The sequence below is a fragment of the Marinicauda sp. Alg238-R41 genome (assembly GCF_947331485.1).
Taxonomy (GTDB): domain Bacteria; phylum Pseudomonadota; class Alphaproteobacteria; order Caulobacterales; family Maricaulaceae; genus Marinicauda; species Marinicauda pacifica.
Genome location: NZ_CAMZOJ010000001.1, coordinates 1,560,748 through 1,575,876, shown reverse-complemented (window position 1 = coordinate 1,575,876; position 15,129 = coordinate 1,560,748). Strand labels below are relative to the sequence as shown.

Annotated in this window: 13 protein-coding genes; 3 read left to right on the top strand and 10 right to left on the bottom strand. The window is 65.1% G+C overall.

The window, feature by feature from the left end; translation table 11 throughout:
• Positions 1–39: 39 nt before the first annotated feature.
• On the bottom strand, positions 40–2,052 hold the full coding sequence (locus PGP17_RS07545) for a TonB-dependent receptor (RefSeq protein ID WP_270374830.1): 2,013 nt from the start codon (positions 2,050–2,052) through the stop codon (positions 40–42).
• 122 nt (positions 2,053–2,174) lie between these two features.
• Between PGP17_RS07545 and PGP17_RS07540 the strand changes: the two genes are divergently transcribed.
• Positions 2,175–4,778, top strand: a complete 2,604-nt coding sequence (locus PGP17_RS07540) for a M14 family metallopeptidase (protein WP_270374829.1) — start codon at positions 2,175–2,177, stop codon at positions 4,776–4,778.
• 79 nt (positions 4,779–4,857) lie between these two features.
• Here PGP17_RS07540 and clpA read toward each other — a convergent pair whose 3' ends face one another.
• The 3 genes from clpA to PGP17_RS07525 form a co-directional block, all read right to left on the bottom strand.
• Positions 4,858–7,182: an ATP-dependent Clp protease ATP-binding subunit ClpA gene (clpA, locus tag PGP17_RS07535; RefSeq protein WP_135943327.1), complete on the bottom strand. Its 2,325-nt coding sequence runs from the start codon at positions 7,180–7,182 to the stop codon at positions 4,858–4,860.
• A gap of 4 nt (positions 7,183–7,186) precedes the next feature.
• Positions 7,187–7,513 (bottom strand): ATP-dependent Clp protease adapter ClpS, encoded by a 327-nt coding sequence (gene clpS / locus PGP17_RS07530; protein WP_135943326.1) that lies wholly within the window; start codon positions 7,511–7,513, stop codon positions 7,187–7,189.
• A gap of 272 nt (positions 7,514–7,785) precedes the next feature.
• A complete protein-coding gene (locus tag PGP17_RS07525; RefSeq protein WP_270374828.1) occupies positions 7,786–8,199 on the bottom strand; it encodes a phasin family protein in 414 nt (137 codons plus the stop codon).
• A 230-nt stretch (positions 8,200–8,429) separates the two neighbouring features.
• Here PGP17_RS07525 and PGP17_RS07520 point away from each other — a divergent pair, with 230 nt between their 5' ends.
• A complete protein-coding gene (locus PGP17_RS07520) occupies positions 8,430–9,737 on the top strand; it encodes a D-alanyl-D-alanine carboxypeptidase (protein WP_270374827.1) in 1,308 nt (435 codons plus the stop codon).
• A gap of 182 nt (positions 9,738–9,919) precedes the next feature.
• Here the strand turns inward: PGP17_RS07520 and PGP17_RS07515 are convergent, their stop codons facing one another.
• From PGP17_RS07515 to PGP17_RS07505, 3 genes are all read right to left on the bottom strand, one after another.
• Positions 9,920–10,381 (bottom strand): J domain-containing protein, encoded by a 462-nt coding sequence (locus PGP17_RS07515; protein WP_270374826.1) that lies wholly within the window; start codon positions 10,379–10,381, stop codon positions 9,920–9,922.
• A gap of 71 nt (positions 10,382–10,452) precedes the next feature.
• On the bottom strand, positions 10,453–11,337 hold the full coding sequence (locus PGP17_RS07510; protein ID WP_270374825.1) for a division plane positioning ATPase MipZ: 885 nt from the start codon (positions 11,335–11,337) through the stop codon (positions 10,453–10,455).
• 50 nt (positions 11,338–11,387) lie between these two features.
• The gene (locus PGP17_RS07505; protein ID WP_270374824.1) at positions 11,388–11,990 is read right to left on the bottom strand and encodes an SPOR domain-containing protein; all 603 of its coding nucleotides are present in this window, start codon (positions 11,988–11,990) and stop codon (positions 11,388–11,390) included.
• Positions 11,991–11,999: 9 nt separating this feature from the next.
• Between PGP17_RS07505 and panC the strand changes: the two genes are divergently transcribed.
• The gene (panC, locus tag PGP17_RS07500) at positions 12,000–12,857 is read left to right on the top strand and encodes a pantoate--beta-alanine ligase (RefSeq protein WP_270374823.1); all 858 of its coding nucleotides are present in this window, start codon (positions 12,000–12,002) and stop codon (positions 12,855–12,857) included.
• Between the two features lie 4 nt (positions 12,858–12,861).
• On the opposite strand, the gene PGP17_RS07495 is transcribed toward panC, so the two are convergent.
• The 3 genes from PGP17_RS07495 to PGP17_RS07485 all read right to left on the bottom strand — a co-directional run bounded on the left by PGP17_RS07495 (position 12,862) and on the right by PGP17_RS07485 (position 15,061).
• The gene (locus tag PGP17_RS07495) at positions 12,862–13,278 is read right to left on the bottom strand and encodes a DUF1489 family protein (RefSeq protein WP_135943320.1); all 417 of its coding nucleotides are present in this window, start codon (positions 13,276–13,278) and stop codon (positions 12,862–12,864) included.
• 46 nt (positions 13,279–13,324) lie between these two features.
• Positions 13,325–14,023: a hypothetical protein gene (locus PGP17_RS07490; RefSeq protein ID WP_270374822.1), complete on the bottom strand. Its 699-nt coding sequence runs from the start codon at positions 14,021–14,023 to the stop codon at positions 13,325–13,327.
• Positions 14,024–14,125: 102 nt separating this feature from the next.
• Positions 14,126–15,061, bottom strand: coding sequence for a cupin-like domain-containing protein (locus tag PGP17_RS07485; RefSeq protein WP_270374821.1), 936 nt, complete (start codon positions 15,059–15,061; stop codon positions 14,126–14,128).
• Between the last annotated feature and the right edge of the window lie 68 nt (positions 15,062–15,129).

Sequence of the window (15,129 nt, the reverse complement as noted above, 5' to 3'; positions counted from 1 at the left end):
ATACCTCAGAGACGCCTGCCAGCCTGAACCCGCCTCGATTCACCTTGAAAGGCGAACTCCAACCGAAACACTGCGGGGCTCGCCCGGGAAGTAGCGGTAATTGCCGAAGGCGTAGTCGGCCCGTTCCGCATAACGGTCATAGAGGACATTTCGGATCGACGAAAACACGTCCAACCCCGGCCGCAACGTGTAGCGAGCGCGAAGGTTCAACAGGTCGTGGCCGTCATAGTGCGCCGTATTGGCCGCATCGGCGAAATACTCGTCGACATGGATCCACTCCGCCTCTACCTGGCTGTCGAATGTCGGCTCCCAGACCGCGCGCACATTCCACAGCCATTCCGGCGCGGTATCGACCCGGTTGCCTGGCGCAATGCCCTCCGTGGCATCGGCAAACGCGTATTCGTGAACGGCCCAGGTTACCGAGGCTGAAACCGTCAGCCGCTCGCCCAGCGGCTGGACCAGGCTTGCCTCCACGCCGTCATGCGTGGTTTCCGCGTCCGACACGTTGAAGCCATTGGCATCGCGGAAGAAGACATTGGTCTTGTCCATGGTGAACCCGACCAGCTCGATCCGGCCCGAGGCCCAGCTCTGCATGCGCAGGCCCGCCTCCAGGCTGTCCAGCTCTTCAGGATCGAATCCGCCGACCTGCTGACCGGAATCGAGGCGATAAAGCTCTGCGGTCTGAGGCGCGCGCACGCCGCGGGCCGCACGCGCAAACAGCTGAAGCCGGTCGGTCGCGTCGAAGACCACGCCGGCATGCGGCGCAAATGTGGTGAAGCTGTCGGTCCGGTCGGCCGGCCGCAGATACCGCCCGGTCACGCCGTTGGCAGTGCGATTGTCATAGTCGTAGCGTGTTTGCTCCAGGCGGGCGCCACCTTCCAGCGACAGCCGCTCGCTCAGCTCATAGCGCCCCTGCGCGAACACGGCCGCCACACCGGCCTCAACGGCATAGTCATAGTGAAGCCCCTGGGGAAAGCTGCCGAAGCCCGGCTGGGTCTGATTCTCGATCAGGAAGCCGTTTGTCCATTCGCCATCGATGCCCAGCATGAACCGGCTTGTCTCGGTCTCGCGCACCAGCGCGGACTGCAAACCCAGCGAGTCGTGCCCGGTGGTCTCCAGCGCCTCGCTCGGCAGGAAATGGAGCCGGAAATCCATCTCGTTCGAACGCCCGTAGACGGCCCCCGTGGCGCGCCAGTTCTGCGAAAGGTTCTGATCAAGATGCAGAGATATCCGGGCCGCGCGCGCATTGCGGAAGGCTTCCGGATCGGCGTTCTGTTGCGACAGCGCCTCGTTCTCATACGCCTCGAAGCCGCTCACATAGGTCGCCGTTTCCTGATCGAGATCGACCAGGCTGGCGCGCAGCGACCAGTCGAGCGCGCCGGCCGCGCCATCCAGACGCGTCTGGAGCGTGTAGCGATCAAGCTGCGCGTCCTCACGCCACCCGTCCTCGTGACGCAGCCCCAGACCGATGAAGCCTGACCCGAAGCCGGTCTCGCCTCCCGCGTAGGTCCGAGCGCGCACCCGCCCGAAGCTGCCCGCTTCCAGCTCGGCGAGCCGCCCGGCCTCGTCCGGCTCCGGCGTGATCACATTGACCAGGCCATGCAGCGCATTCGACCCGTAGACGGCCGCGCCCGGGCCACGAACGACCTCGATCTGACCGGCCAGGTCATCAACCGCCTCGAACAGCCCGTTGATATTCGCAAATCCGGCCGCACGCAGCGGGATACCGTCTTCCAGATAGAGGAATGAACCCGCGCCGGCTCCGCCGGTAAAGACCGGCGAACGGATCGCCGTCAGATGCTCGACGCCATTGCCCCGGTTGATGAAAACGCCCGGCGAGCGGTTCAGGACTTCGGAAATATGCTGAGCGCCGATCCGGCGCAGCTCCGCCCGGTCGAACACCGTGACGGGAGTGGCGAGCGTTTCGGCCACCTCGCCGGTGCGGGCACCGGAAACAACGATGACATCGTCGCCCGGCGAAGCCTGGGTCATCACGAGGGCGAGCGCGGCAAGAAGCATGGCAGGGTCCTGGTCGGTTACGTCGCTCGTCATCTAGCGCGCCGGTCGGCTTCGATCACCCCTTTGCGCTGAGTGTTCGCATACGCTTGACCCCGGCCCGGTGCGTTTTACGCTTCGGGCAAGGACTACGGGACATCAGATCCAGGGGAGAGACAGTGCTCAATCGTTTGCTGGCCGCCGCCGCGGCCGTGTGTATCAGTGTGGGTGCGCAAGCCCAATCCTACACGCCGCGCCCTGTTGAAGACCTGCTCGCGCAGGACGTCACCTATGACAGCGCCATCCCCAAGCCGGAGGATGTGACCGGCTTTGCGTCCGGGCAAATTATCTCCACGCCGGAAATGCTCCATAGCTATGCCCGCGCCGTAGCGGCCGCCTCCAACCGAGTCAGCATCGAGGTGATCGGGCGGTCCCACTTCGGACGTCCCATCCTTCGCGTGACCACCACCTCCCCGGCGAATCAGGCCCGGCTGGAGGAGATTCGCGAGGCTCATCTGGCGTTCTCTGACCCCGGCCGCACGGCTGAAGTCACCGAGGAGACCCCGGTCATCGTCCAGATGACCCACGGCGTGCACGGAACCGAGGCGTCGGGCTACGATTCCAGCGCGCCCCTGCTCTACTTCCTCGCCGCAGCACAGGGCGAGGAAATCGAGGCTCTGCTCGAAACCACGGTGATCAACCAGATCATCCTGATCAATCCGGACGGGGCGAGCCGCTTTGCCCACGACGTGAACATCCATCATGCCGAGGCTCCGGTTGCCGACCCCCAGCATCGCGAGCACACCGGCTCCTGGCCGTGGGGGCGGACCAATCATTACTGGTTCGACTTGAACCGCCAATGGCTGCCCGTGACCCAGCCCGAAGCTGCCGCACTCGTGGACGCAACCCATCACTGGATGCCGAACGTCGCCGCGGACCTGCACGAGATGGGCAGCAACTCCACCTTCTTCATCTCACCAGGACCGGTGGACGGCCTTCATCCGCTTCTCAGCCAGGCCGGACTGGAGCTCAATCTCGAGATGAACGAGTTGCTCGACGAGCAATTCAGCGCCGAAGGCGCGCTCTATGTCGCCGAGGAACGGTTCGACGACTTCTACCTGGGCTATGGCTCCAGCTACCCGGGCCTGCTCGGCGGCGTGCCCTACCTGTTCGAACAGAGCTCGGTCCGCGGCATCATCCAGGACACCGAGCGCGGCACGCTGCGCTATGACGACAAGATCGGTCAGCAGGCACGCACCGCCATCGCGCTCATCCGGGCCAGCCACGCACGCCGCCAGGACCTGCTCAACCACCAGCAGGCCTTTTTTCGCGAAAGCCTGCGTCTGGCCGGTGAGAATGCGACCAGCGCCTACGTCTTCACCTCGCACGACGAGGGGCGCCTCGCCGCCTTCCTCGACCTGCTGGCCCACCACCGGATCGATGTCTTTGAACTGGACCGGGCCGTGACCGCCTCCGGCGTGCGCTATCAACCCGGCCAGTCCTATGTCGTGCCCTTGGCACAGGCGAATTACCGCGTCATCGAAGGCCTGTTCGAGACTCGCGTGATCGAGGACAAGACTGCCTTCTACGACGTGTCCGGCTGGACCCAGCCGCTGGCTTACGACCTCGACTACGCCGCGCTGCGCCCGGGCGCCTTCGGGCAGGACGCGATCGGGGATCAGGTGACGGCACGCATCACCGCGAATGAACCGCCCGCCAACTCCAGCATCGCCTACGTCATCGACTGGTCGGAGTTCTACGCACCGCGCGCCGTCTATCGCCTGCTCGATGCCGGCCTGCACCTGCGCGTCATTCCCGACGAGATCGAGCTTCAAACCGAAGCGGGCAATGTGAGCATGGCACGCGGCTCCATCCTGGTCCCGGTTGCGGGCCAGGTGCTCGAGGCAGATGCGATCCACGAGCTGGTCAGTCAGGGCGCGCGCGAAGACGGCGCCGTGATCCATGCCGCCAGCTCCTCGGCGACGGCCAGCGGGTCGGATCTCGGCGGCTTCTCGCTATCCAATGTCGAGCGCCCGAACGTGCTGCTCGTCACTGGCGAGAGCGTCAATAGCGGCGATGCGGGAGAGCTCTGGCATCTGCTCGATCATCACATGCATATGCCGGTGGTGATGATCGACGCGGAAAATCTCTCCGACTCTGACCTGTCCGGCTACACTCACATCCTGCTGCCTGACGGGCGGTATGATCCGCTTGGAGAGTCTTTCGCCGAGACGCTCTCCGGATGGGTCGAGGATGGCGGGGTGCTGGTCGCCACGCGTGGCGGCGCCCGGTTTGCCGCCGAGCAGGAAATCGCGGCGGTAAAGACGGTCGATACTGCCAGTCGGCCCGAGGATGAAGCCCCGAGCGGACCGCAGGCATACGCCACGATCGACGACTGGGACGTGGAGCACACCATTTCCGGTGCGCTGTTCGAAGGCGTGATCGATACCACCCACCCGCTGGGCTACGGCTATCGCGATGCCACCCTGCCCGTGCACAAGATCGGCACGACCGCCTTTGCTACCGGCGAGGACCCGTTCGCGACGCCGCTGCGCTATGCGTCCGGCGACCCGATCCTGTCCGGCTATGCCTCACAGCGCAACCGCGATGCGCTCGCCGGGCTGGGCGCCGTTCACGCCACACGGCGCGGCGAGGGATCGGTCATCCTGTTTGCCGACGATCCGTATTTCCGCGCCTACATGCTCGGCTCGTCGAAAATGGTCCTGAACGCCATCTTCTTCGGCAATGACTTCAGGAGATCTGCCCGGGGCGAGGGCCAGTAGCTCTCCGCTCACGCCAGCAAAAAGCCCCGCCGGCATTCGCCGGCGGGGCTCTTTCTTGCCCTAAGACCTCGGACGCGCCCTAGCGCACCGTCTCTTCGGTCTTTTTCTTCTTCGGGCCCTTGGGCTTTTTCAGCCGGTCGGCCGGGATGATCTCGAAGTCGAGGCGTTCGGGATCGGCCGCATCGACATCGACCTTGACCACGCCGCCCTTTTTCAGCTGACCGAACAAGATCTCGTCGGCCAGCGGCTTCTTGATGTGCTCCTGGATGACGCGGCTCAGCGGACGCGCGCCGAACTTCTCGTCATAGCCCTTTTCAGACAGCCACGTGGTCGCGGCTTCGGTCAGTTCGAAGCTGACACCGCGATCGGTGAGCTGGGCTTCGAGCTCCAGCACGAACTTCTCCACGACCCGGCCGACAATCGACTGCGACAGCCCCGCGAACGGGATGATCGCATCGAGACGGTTGCGGAATTCGGGCGTGAACAGTTTCTCGATCGCCGCCAGATCCTCGCCTTCACGCTTGCCGCGCCCGAAGCCGATGGCTTCCTTGGCAGCGTCGGAGGCGCCCGCATTGGTGGTCATGATCAGAACCACGTTGCGGCAGTCGATCTTCTTGCCGTTCGTGTCCGTGATCTGGCCGTTATCCATGATCTGCAACAGGATGTTGAAGATGTCCGGGTGGGCTTTCTCGATCTCGTCGAGCAGCAGGACCGAATGGGGGTGCTGGTCGATCGCGTCGGTCAGCAGGCCGCCCTGATCGTAGCCGACATAGCCCGGCGGTGCGCCGATCAGACGGCTGACCGTGTGACGCTCCATGTACTCGGACATGTCGAAGCGCAGCAGCTCCACGCCCAGAATGGAGGAGAGCTGACGGGCAACCTCGGTCTTGCCGACCCCGGTCGGGCCGGAGAAGAGGTAGCAGCCGATCGGCTTGTGCGGCTCGCGCAGACCGGCCCGAGCGAGCTTGATCGCGCTGGCCAGCTTGCCGATTGCCTCGTCCTGGCCATACACGACCCGCTTCAGGTCGGTATCCAGGCTCTTCAGCGCCGCCTCGTCCGACTTGGAAACCGATTTCGGCGGTATGCGGGCCATCTTCGCGATGACCGTCTCCACATCCTTCACGCCGATCGTCTTCTTGCGCTTGGACGCAGCGACCAGGCGGGTCGATGCCCCGGCCTCGTCGATCACATCGATCGCCTTGTCGGGCAGTTTGCGGTCGCCCATGTAGCGGTCCGACAGCTCCACGGCCGCCTTCAACGCATCGTTGGTAAAGCGGATATCGTGGAAATCCTCGAAATAGGGCTTCAGCCCCTGCAGGATCTTGATCGTATCGGGCACAGAGGGCTCGACCACGTCGATCTTCTGGAAACGGCGCGCCAACGCGCGATCCTTCTCGAAGTGCTGTCGGTACTCCTTGTACGTCGTGGAGCCCATGCAGCGCAGGCCGCCCGACTGCAGCGCGGGCTTCAGCAGGTTGGAGGCATCCATCGCCCCGCCCGAGGTCGCGCCTGCACCGATCACGGTGTGGATCTCGTCGATGAACAGAATGGCGTGCGGCTTGGCTTCGAGCGCCTTGACCACCTGTTTCACGCGTTCCTCGAAATCGCCGCGATAGCGGGTTCCGGCCAGCAGAGTGCCCATGTCGAGGGAGTAGATCACCGCCTCTGACAGCACGTCAGGCACTTCCTTCTCGACGATCTTGCGGGCCAGGCCTTCGGCGATCGCCGTCTTGCCCACACCCGGATCGCCGACCAGCAGCGGGTTGTTCTTGCGCCGGCGGCACAGGACCTGGACGCAGCGCTCCACCTCGGACTCCCGTCCGATCAGCGGATCGATCCCGTCCTTGCGCGCCTTCGCGTTCAGGTCGACGCAATACGCGGCCAGCGCATCGTCCTTGTCCTCGCCCTTGGCCTCGTCTTCCAGGTCCTCGGCCCCGGTCGCCGCGCGCGTTTCGCTGGCGCCCGGCTTCTTCGCGATGCCGTGGGAGATGAAGTTGACCGCGTCGTAGCGGGTCATGTCCCGCTCGGCGAGGAAATAGGCCGCGTGGCTTTCGCGCTCGGCGAAGAGGGCGACGAGCACATTGGCGCCGGTCACCTCCTCGCGTCCCGAATTCTGGACGTGGATGACGGCACGCTGGATGACCCGCTGGAAACCGGCGGTCGGCTTGGCGTCCTCGACCTCTTTCAGGATCAGGCTGGCCAGCTCGTCATCGACGTATTCGTTGAGCGTGGAGCGCAATTCATCGACGTCGACGTCGCAGGCGCGCATGACCGCACCGGCGTCCTCGTCGTCGCAAAGCGAGAGCAGCAAGTGCTCCAGCGTGGCATATTCGTGCTTGCGCTCGTTGGCGGCTGCGAGCGCGCGATGCAGGCTCTGTTCGAGAGCGGGCGAGAATGATGGCACGTCGCTAATCCTTTTCCATCGTGCACTGCAACGGGTGCTGGTTCTGCCGGGCTGCGTCCATCACCTGGGCGACCTTGGTCTCGGCCACCTCGTATGTGAAGACACCACATATTCCCACGCCATGCTGGTGCACATGTAGCATGACCCGAGTCGCGTCTTCTGGGGACTTGTGAAAAATCCCCATCAGAACCTCGACGACAAATTCCATCGGCGTGTAGTCGTCATTGAGCAGCAGCACCTTGTACATGGACGGGCGCTGGGTCTTGGCTTTCGGCTTGAGGGCCAGACCGGTTCCCCGTCCGGGTTGGTCTGAGCTGCGCCGTTCAGTCATGGCGGTCTACACATCCTTCATCGTGAGCAGCATCTGGTCCGTAAGTCGTGATCCGCAATGCTACAGGCTCACATTTTCACCCTGACAATGGTAATTAAATAGTGGCGCACCCGGTTCTGGGAAGCCCTTGCATCCGGTTCGTCGCAGCCCGGCGCGTAAAAACCACAGTCAGGGCGCGCTATCCCCGCCAGACAAAAAGAAGGCCCGGCACTAGGGGCCGGGCCAGTCTGGGAGGAAACGTTTAGGTCTGCAAGGCTGGCGCCGTTTCGCGCCTAGCCGGTTGCCGACCCGGCCCTTCTCGCCGCGCCCGACATGCGCGTGCTCAAGGGCTGAAATCCGTCTTTGACCATGTCGCTCATCAGGCCGCCGGTGCGTGACAGCTCGCCAGCACAGGCGTCGAGCGCTGTCTTGGTATAATCGGCCTGGACCGCGATGAGTTCCTGAATTGACTGCGCGGAGGCCATGCTCCGGGCCGCCGTCAACGCGCTCTCGGCCGATTGCCGGGCAAATGCCGCCGAGCGGGTGTTGAAGGTGTCGAGCGATTTCGACGTGGCTTTTGCCGACTGAAGAAGGGCGCTCACCGTATCCTTGTGAAGATCGGCGCACTGGGTGAAGGCGGCCAGAAACGGGTCGGTTGCCGCTTTCGCAGCCCCCTCGCCGGTCTCGGTTTTCTTCGCCGTCGCCATATCGGCGCCTCCAGTTCCGGTCCGAAGAGCGGGTGTTCGCGCTGAAGCAGCGGGAAACATCGCCTTCGCATCTGCAGCAAATCTGACTCCGGGAGCCGGTCGGGTCAAGCACTTTTTGTGCGATGCAACATATCGTTTTCAGAAAAGAGAACCGCATGTGACTGCCACCGGGCCCGCGAGAGCGATTCGGGTTAACGCGTTTTCAACGCTCGCGGCGGCACAGTCGCGCCATGATCCGCGCGCCCTTCCTTCTCGTTCTGGCGTTCCTGCTCCTGGCTGGAGTCGCGCCCTCCCATGCGCAGAGCCGGAGCGCCGCCTTCGTCGCGGACATGGACAGCGGCGAAGTCCTGCACGCGCGCCAGGCCGACGAACCGCGCCACCCCGCCTCTCTGACAAAGATGATGACCTTGTACATGCTCTTCGAGGCGCTCGAAGACGGCCGGGTCAGCATGGACACGACCCTCACCGCCTCGGCCGAGGCGGCGTCGCGCCCGGCCTCCGATCTCGGTCTGGAGACCGGTGACACGCTGAGCGTGGAAACCGCCATTCGCGCCCTGGTCATCCGCAGCGCGAACGACGTGGCGGTCGTCGTCGGCGAGCACCTGTCGGGCACGGAGAGTGCGTTCGCGGCGGACATGACGCGCCGCGCGGCGGAGCTGGGTCTCCAGGCGACGCTGTTCCGCAACGCCTCCGGCCTGCCCGATAACGAGCAGATCACGACCGCGCGCGACATGGCCCGTCTGGCCCATGCGCTGAGCCGCGACTTCCCCCAGTACTGGCACTATTTCTCCGAGGAGCGCTTCACCTACGGGTCGCGCACCTGGCGCAACCACAATTCGCTCGTCGGCCGCGTGGACGGCGTGGACGGGCTGAAAACCGGCTATATCCGCGCTTCGGGATTCAACGTGGTCACCACCTCGCAGCGCAACGGCCACCGCCTGGTCACGGTCGTGATGGGTGGACGCACGGCTGCCGTGCGCGACTCTCATGCCGAGGATCTTCTGGAAGCGGCCTACACGGCGATTGATGCGCGCGCGGAAGGACGGCTTCTGGCCGCACTGCAAACGCCGCGCCTCAACCCGGTACGCGAACAGGCGATCCTGACCGCCGAGCTGGCCGATCTGCGCGAACCCACCGCGATGGGCTCGGCCGAAGGCGCACCGCCCGTCTCCGTCGTGCTGGCAGACCCGGCCGACATGCGTCCAGCGCGCAGCCGGCCCGCCCCATTGTCCGAGCCGACGCCCGCCGTACAGATGGCCACCGCGCCTGCCCCGCAGGCCGACACCGCGGCAAGCTGGGCCGTTCAGGTGGGAGCCTACACCTCGCAGGCTGCGGCCCTGGCGCGGCTGGAGAGCCTGCGCGATGCCCACCTGGCCTCCGAGCCGGCCCTTACCCCGTTTGCCGAGGCAGTCGACCGCAATGGCCGCACGCTCTGGCGTGCCCGGTTTAACGGCGTGGACGCCAGCGGTGCCCGCCGGGTCTGCCAAACCCTGGCCAATCGCGGCGAACCCTGTTTTGCGGTGAGCCCGAACGCATAGGGTTCGCGAACCTGTCTTGCAGCCCTTCGAGGCTTACGGCTACGCCCTGAGCCGCTCAGGATGAGGGCGATGACGGCATTCCACGCTCTCGGGATCCCGGGTCAGTCCGGAGATCCGGAAACCCTGAGGGGACCGGGTGAAGGGGTTGAATGACAGCGGACACCCCCGCAACCGGACGCCGGTTACTTTTTCAACGCATCCAGCAACACGTCGCGCGCCAGGGTGACGCGGGAGGCGAGCCCGTCCGACCCGCCGGCGTCGGGATGCACGCGCTTCATCAGCGTGCGGTGAGCGCTGCGGATTTCGTCTTCTCCGGCATCCTTGCCGACGCCCAGAATTTCGCGCGCCTCGCCCGCGTCCATGCCGCGCTGTGAGGGGGCACGGCTGCCGGTTCGCTCCTGCCCGCCCGCCTTGGATCGCCCGCCTCTCATCGCGATTCCCAGCATCCCGATCGCCGCCCCCGCGATGGGAACGCCGAGTACACCGGCGCCGCGCAGCGTCAGCAACAGGCCGGCCAGCACCCCGATCACGCCCAGCGTGATGCGCGTGCTCTGGGCCGCCGTCTCGGTCTTCATGCGGGAAAAGACAAAGCCAAGCCCAAGCAGGAGCCCGAGAACCGCAACAAGGCCGAAAATCAGGGTCACCGGCGTGTCCTCATGCGGCTGGAACAACAAACCAGAGCATCTTCATCGGCTCTGAAATCGAGGCCGAGACTCTAGAACGGGATGCGTTCGCCCTCGAGCCCGGGCAGTTTGAGCACGATGAGAAGATCGCGCAATTCCTGACGCGCGGCCACGTGGCTCAAGGTGAACTGCTTGGCCGATCCGTCCTGGGTCAGGTCCAGCAGGGTCAGCCCAAGCGGGAAGAGTTCGCGATAGATCACCCGCTCGCCAAAGCCCGGCGCGAGCCGGAAGCCGACGCGCTCGGACAGTTTTTTCAGTCCTTTGCCCACGCGTCGCTTGTTGCGCGCATCCAGCATGGAAATCCGGTTGCGCATGACGACCCAGTCGATCGACTTCTTCTCCTTGACCGCTTTCTGCTTGCGGCATTCCCACACCAGCGCCGAGTACACGCTGGGGCGGCCGACCTCGAACGTGTCCGGATCGACATCGGCGAGCAGGTCGAAATCGACGAAGGAATCGTTGACCGGCGTGATGATCGTGTCCGCGCTGGAATGCGCGAGCCTGGAGAAGTGTGTGTCGGCGCCCGGCGCATCGACCACGATGAAGTCGCAACGGGCCTTCAGGTCTCTGAGCGCGGCCTTCCAGGCCTCGACCTCTTCGGCCTCGGCCTCGTCCAGCGAGCGCGCCGTACTGGCCTGCACGACGACCTGTTCGGGAATGGGCAGATCCAGTCCGCGCCGCTCGCTCCAGCGGCGGCGATTGTCGAGATAGCGGCCAAGCGTGGACTGGCGCACATCCAGATCGATGACGCCGACGCGGCGGTTCATGCGCATCAGCGCGACGGCGAGATGAATGGCTACGGTGGACTTGCCCGCCCCGCCCTTCTCATTGCCCACGACAATAATGTGCGCGGGCCGGTCGGAAGACCGGCCCGAGGAGTCGCGATCGCGGGCAGGATCGAAATGTGGCGACGACATGGCGCTACAGATAGTCCGGCTCGCAAGAAAGCTTAAGGGGGGCGTGCAGCTTAATTTGCGACGGCCTCACCGCGAAAATCGGTCACCTGGCACCACTCCGCGCGCTGTTGCACCGCGGCGCAGGCGGCCATGGCCGCGGCCCGGTTATCGTACGGGCCTGCCTTCAGGCGGAACCAGTGACCTGAGTCCAGATCGACCTCGCTGACCACGCCGGACCGCCCCTCGAACTCGGAGCGCGCGCGATAGGTCTGCCAGCCGGTCTCGGCCAGCTCGCGGCTGCGGTAGGAGGCGACGTGAACGCCATGGAAGACCGGCGAGAAACCGGAGAGGTCCGGCGCCGGTTCATAGGCGGGTTGCGGCTCGCTGGCGGTGGTCTGGAGCGGCGCGTTCAGAGCCGCGTCCAGAGCATCGAGTTCGCCCTGTGCCTGCTCCAGCCGCGGATCGCCGCTGCGCGCCGCCATTTCGAGCTGACGGGCGACGCGCTGCGCCTGGGGATGGGCGTAAGACACCGGCTCGCGCGTTTCCGGCATGGACGCACACGCCGCCAGCGGAAGCAGGAGGAGCAGAAGGCCCAGCCCGCTTGCCCGCACGCCCCGGCGCCGGATAGCGTGCTCGCGGTTTTGCGTTTGCCGTGTCGTGTTTTGCGCCCTCATGGAGCCCTCATGCTGGAATCACTGCCTATCGATGCCGTGGATACTGTTGCCGCCCTGCGCCGCCAGGTCCAGAGCTGGCGCAAGGATGGTCACAGGATCGGCTTCGTGCCCACCATGGGCGCGCTTCATGAAGGACATCTTTCCCTTGTGACCCGGGCGCTTGAAGACGCCGACCGTGTCGTGGCCAGCATTTTCGTCAACCCGGCCCAGTTCGCGCAGGGCGAGGACTTCGAGACCTATCCGCGAACGTTGCAGGCCGATGCGGCCAAGCTGGCCGGAGCGGGCTGCCACCTGCTCTTCGCACCCACGGTCTTGGAAATGTACCCGAACGGATTTGCCAGCTCTGTCCACGTCGAAGGGCCGGCCTTCGGGCTGGAGAGCCAGTCGCGCCCGCATTTCTTCGGCGGCGTCGCAACGGTGGTCACCAAGCTTCTCAATCAGGTCCAGCCCGATCTCGCCGTATTCGGGGAGAAGGACTACCAGCAACTGCTCGTCATTCGCCGCCTGGCACGCGATCTCGACCTGCCGGTCGACATTGTCGGCGCGGAAACCTCGCGCGACGGAGACGGCCTGGCCCTCTCCTCGCGCAACGCCTATCTGAGCCCGGCCGAACGCGAGCGGGCCGGTCGGCTCAACGTGATCCTCGCAGAGCTGGCTCGCGAGATCCGGTCCGGTCAGCCGCTCGAACCCGCGCAAATGGCTGCACGCGAGCGCGCCGAAGCGGTCTTCGACAGCGTCGACTATGTCGAGGTGCGCGACGCAGACACTCTCGAACCGATCGTCGCGGAACGGGTCTCAGGCCCGGCCCGTGTCCTGGCGGCGGTCCGCGTCGGCAAGACCCGCCTGATCGACAACATGGCCGTCTAGCACCTCACCAGGCGCCGAGTTCCAGCAATTTGCGGCGCAGATCCTCGGGCAGGTTTTCTCCGCCTGCGGCAACCGACAGATCGCCGGGCGCATCCTCGGGCTTGAGATACCGCCACCCCTGGAAGGGCCGCTTGGGCGCCGGATTGGTCCGGATCAACTCCGGTTCCAGCACGATCCGGCATCGCTTCACTCCGGCCGAATCCGTGATCTCTTCCAGGTCCAGAACACGCTGACGCACCTGAACCACCCGCTTGATGACCCAGTAGATCGACCCGCCATCGAGAATTTCGTCGCGGCGCTTTGGAAACATCCGCGTGACATGGCTGGTCGGCTGGCCCTTGCCGAAGACCCGGTCGCGCCAGCGCTCGAGGTCCTCGATGGACTCCGTACCCACGGACAGTTTGATCAGATGAAGCGCCATGACTGACGCAAATAGGCCGAGTCAGCGCGCGCTTCAAAAACCGCGATCAGTCGGCCGGGGTAAACTCTGCCGAGATCAGCTCGATCCGGCTGTTCTGGCTGAAGGGCTGGAAGGCCGCCGAGCCCTCGATCTCAAACGCCAGCTCCTCCATGCGCGGGGCTTCGGCGCTGGCCTCCCGCCCGAAAGAGACGCGCATCATGAACGTTTCGATTCGCGCAGCCATGTTCGGCTTGAAGCTCTCCGGTGCGGAATACTCGATCCAGGCGATATGACCGGCCGTCTCGTCGACCGCCACCCGGCCGGTCAGGTGCTGGACAATACGCTCCGACCCGTCCCCGTCCTCTGCACTGAACAGCGATAGCGGCGTGAACGCGTAGACCAGCAAGCCGTCCTCGCGCCCCAGCTCGCTCACCTCGCCGCCAATCGACGCCCGTAGATTTTCGACATTATAGGCCCCGTCGAAGGAGGAATCCTCCTCCTCGCCGTCCGCCTCGTCGTCGCCCTGCCAGGCTTCCCACAACTCCACCTCGGCCTCGGTCATGGCGGTCTCGGCGGGCGCGAGCAGGGTCAGCTCGGCCTGGCGCTGGTCGTCGTAGGTCACGCGGAATTCGATCCGCGCCGGGCCCTCGGTCACACGGAAATGCCCGGTGGAGAGCTCGGTCTCGTCCACCTGGATGGTGAGCGCCTGCTCGAGCGGCTGGGGTAAGGCGGCGGAAAGCGCAAAGAGCGCGCTGGCGAGGAGCATCGGTGCAAATCCTTTTCGTGACTCGCCTGCGATGATACGCCCGCCAGCCCCTCAGCCGAATATTAAATTCGGTTCAGACTGCGCCCGATGGCCGCCCGGCGGTCAGACCGTCGCGCGGTCGCGGAAGCCGGTTTCGGCCGCCAGATCGACGTCGAAGGTCGTTTCGCTCTTGGGATTGGGCCGCTTGGCGCCGAACAGGCGCACCGCCAGCCTCCAGCTCTTGGACAGGGCGAATTTGGCATAGGCGCCGACACCCTGCGCGTCCGCCGATTTCGGCGTGATGCCGAAGCGGCGCAGGACGCCATTGGCGTGCAGGACCGCGTTCTTCATCATCGACTCGCGCGTCACCACCTCACATGTGATCGAGACGCTCAGCCCTCCGGTATTCTCGACCCGGTGCGGCGCATGCAGCGGCCAGGACAGGAAGTCGCCCGGCTGCAGGTCGAAGACGGCGGCATCCGCGTCCCAGGCCTGATCGAAGGGAATGTCCTCGGTCTGGTCCTTGTGCAGGATGGCTTCCAGCGACTCCTCGCTCACCCAGGGCGCATGCGGGGGATAGACGCGGAACCGCTTGTCGCCGCGCACATGCAGGAAGACGGTCTCGGACACGTCGGAATGGTAGAAGGCCTGCGCGGTCGGCGACGAGATGATGATGCTCCCGTAGGCGCGCAGCGGCGCATAGCCTGGATTGAGACGCTTGATTTGGTCGAACAGGGCCGTGAACAGCGGCTTGTAGGCCTTGTCGACATTCATCGCGTCGCGCAGCTGGATCCACAGCCGTCCGGCGCGCACCGCGTCCATGAGTTCCAGCCCGTTCAGACCGCCCCGCTCCCCGGCCCGCCAGCTATCGCGGTCGGTCGGGTCGTCGCCCATCGTGCAGATATCGGTCAGCTCGCGCGGATGGCGCTCGATCAGCTCGGCCAGAGCGAAATCGGTAAACTCGGGCGCCTGGTGCAGGCGATGGCGCGACGTCACGACACCATTGCGAAACTCGCTGCGCTTTTCGTCATTCCAGTCAACGAGAACAGGGGTGGTCATCAGATTACTCCGTCACAAACCGGGACGCCCGAGGGGGCTCTGGTGTGTGACGGAGCAGAAATCGTGCC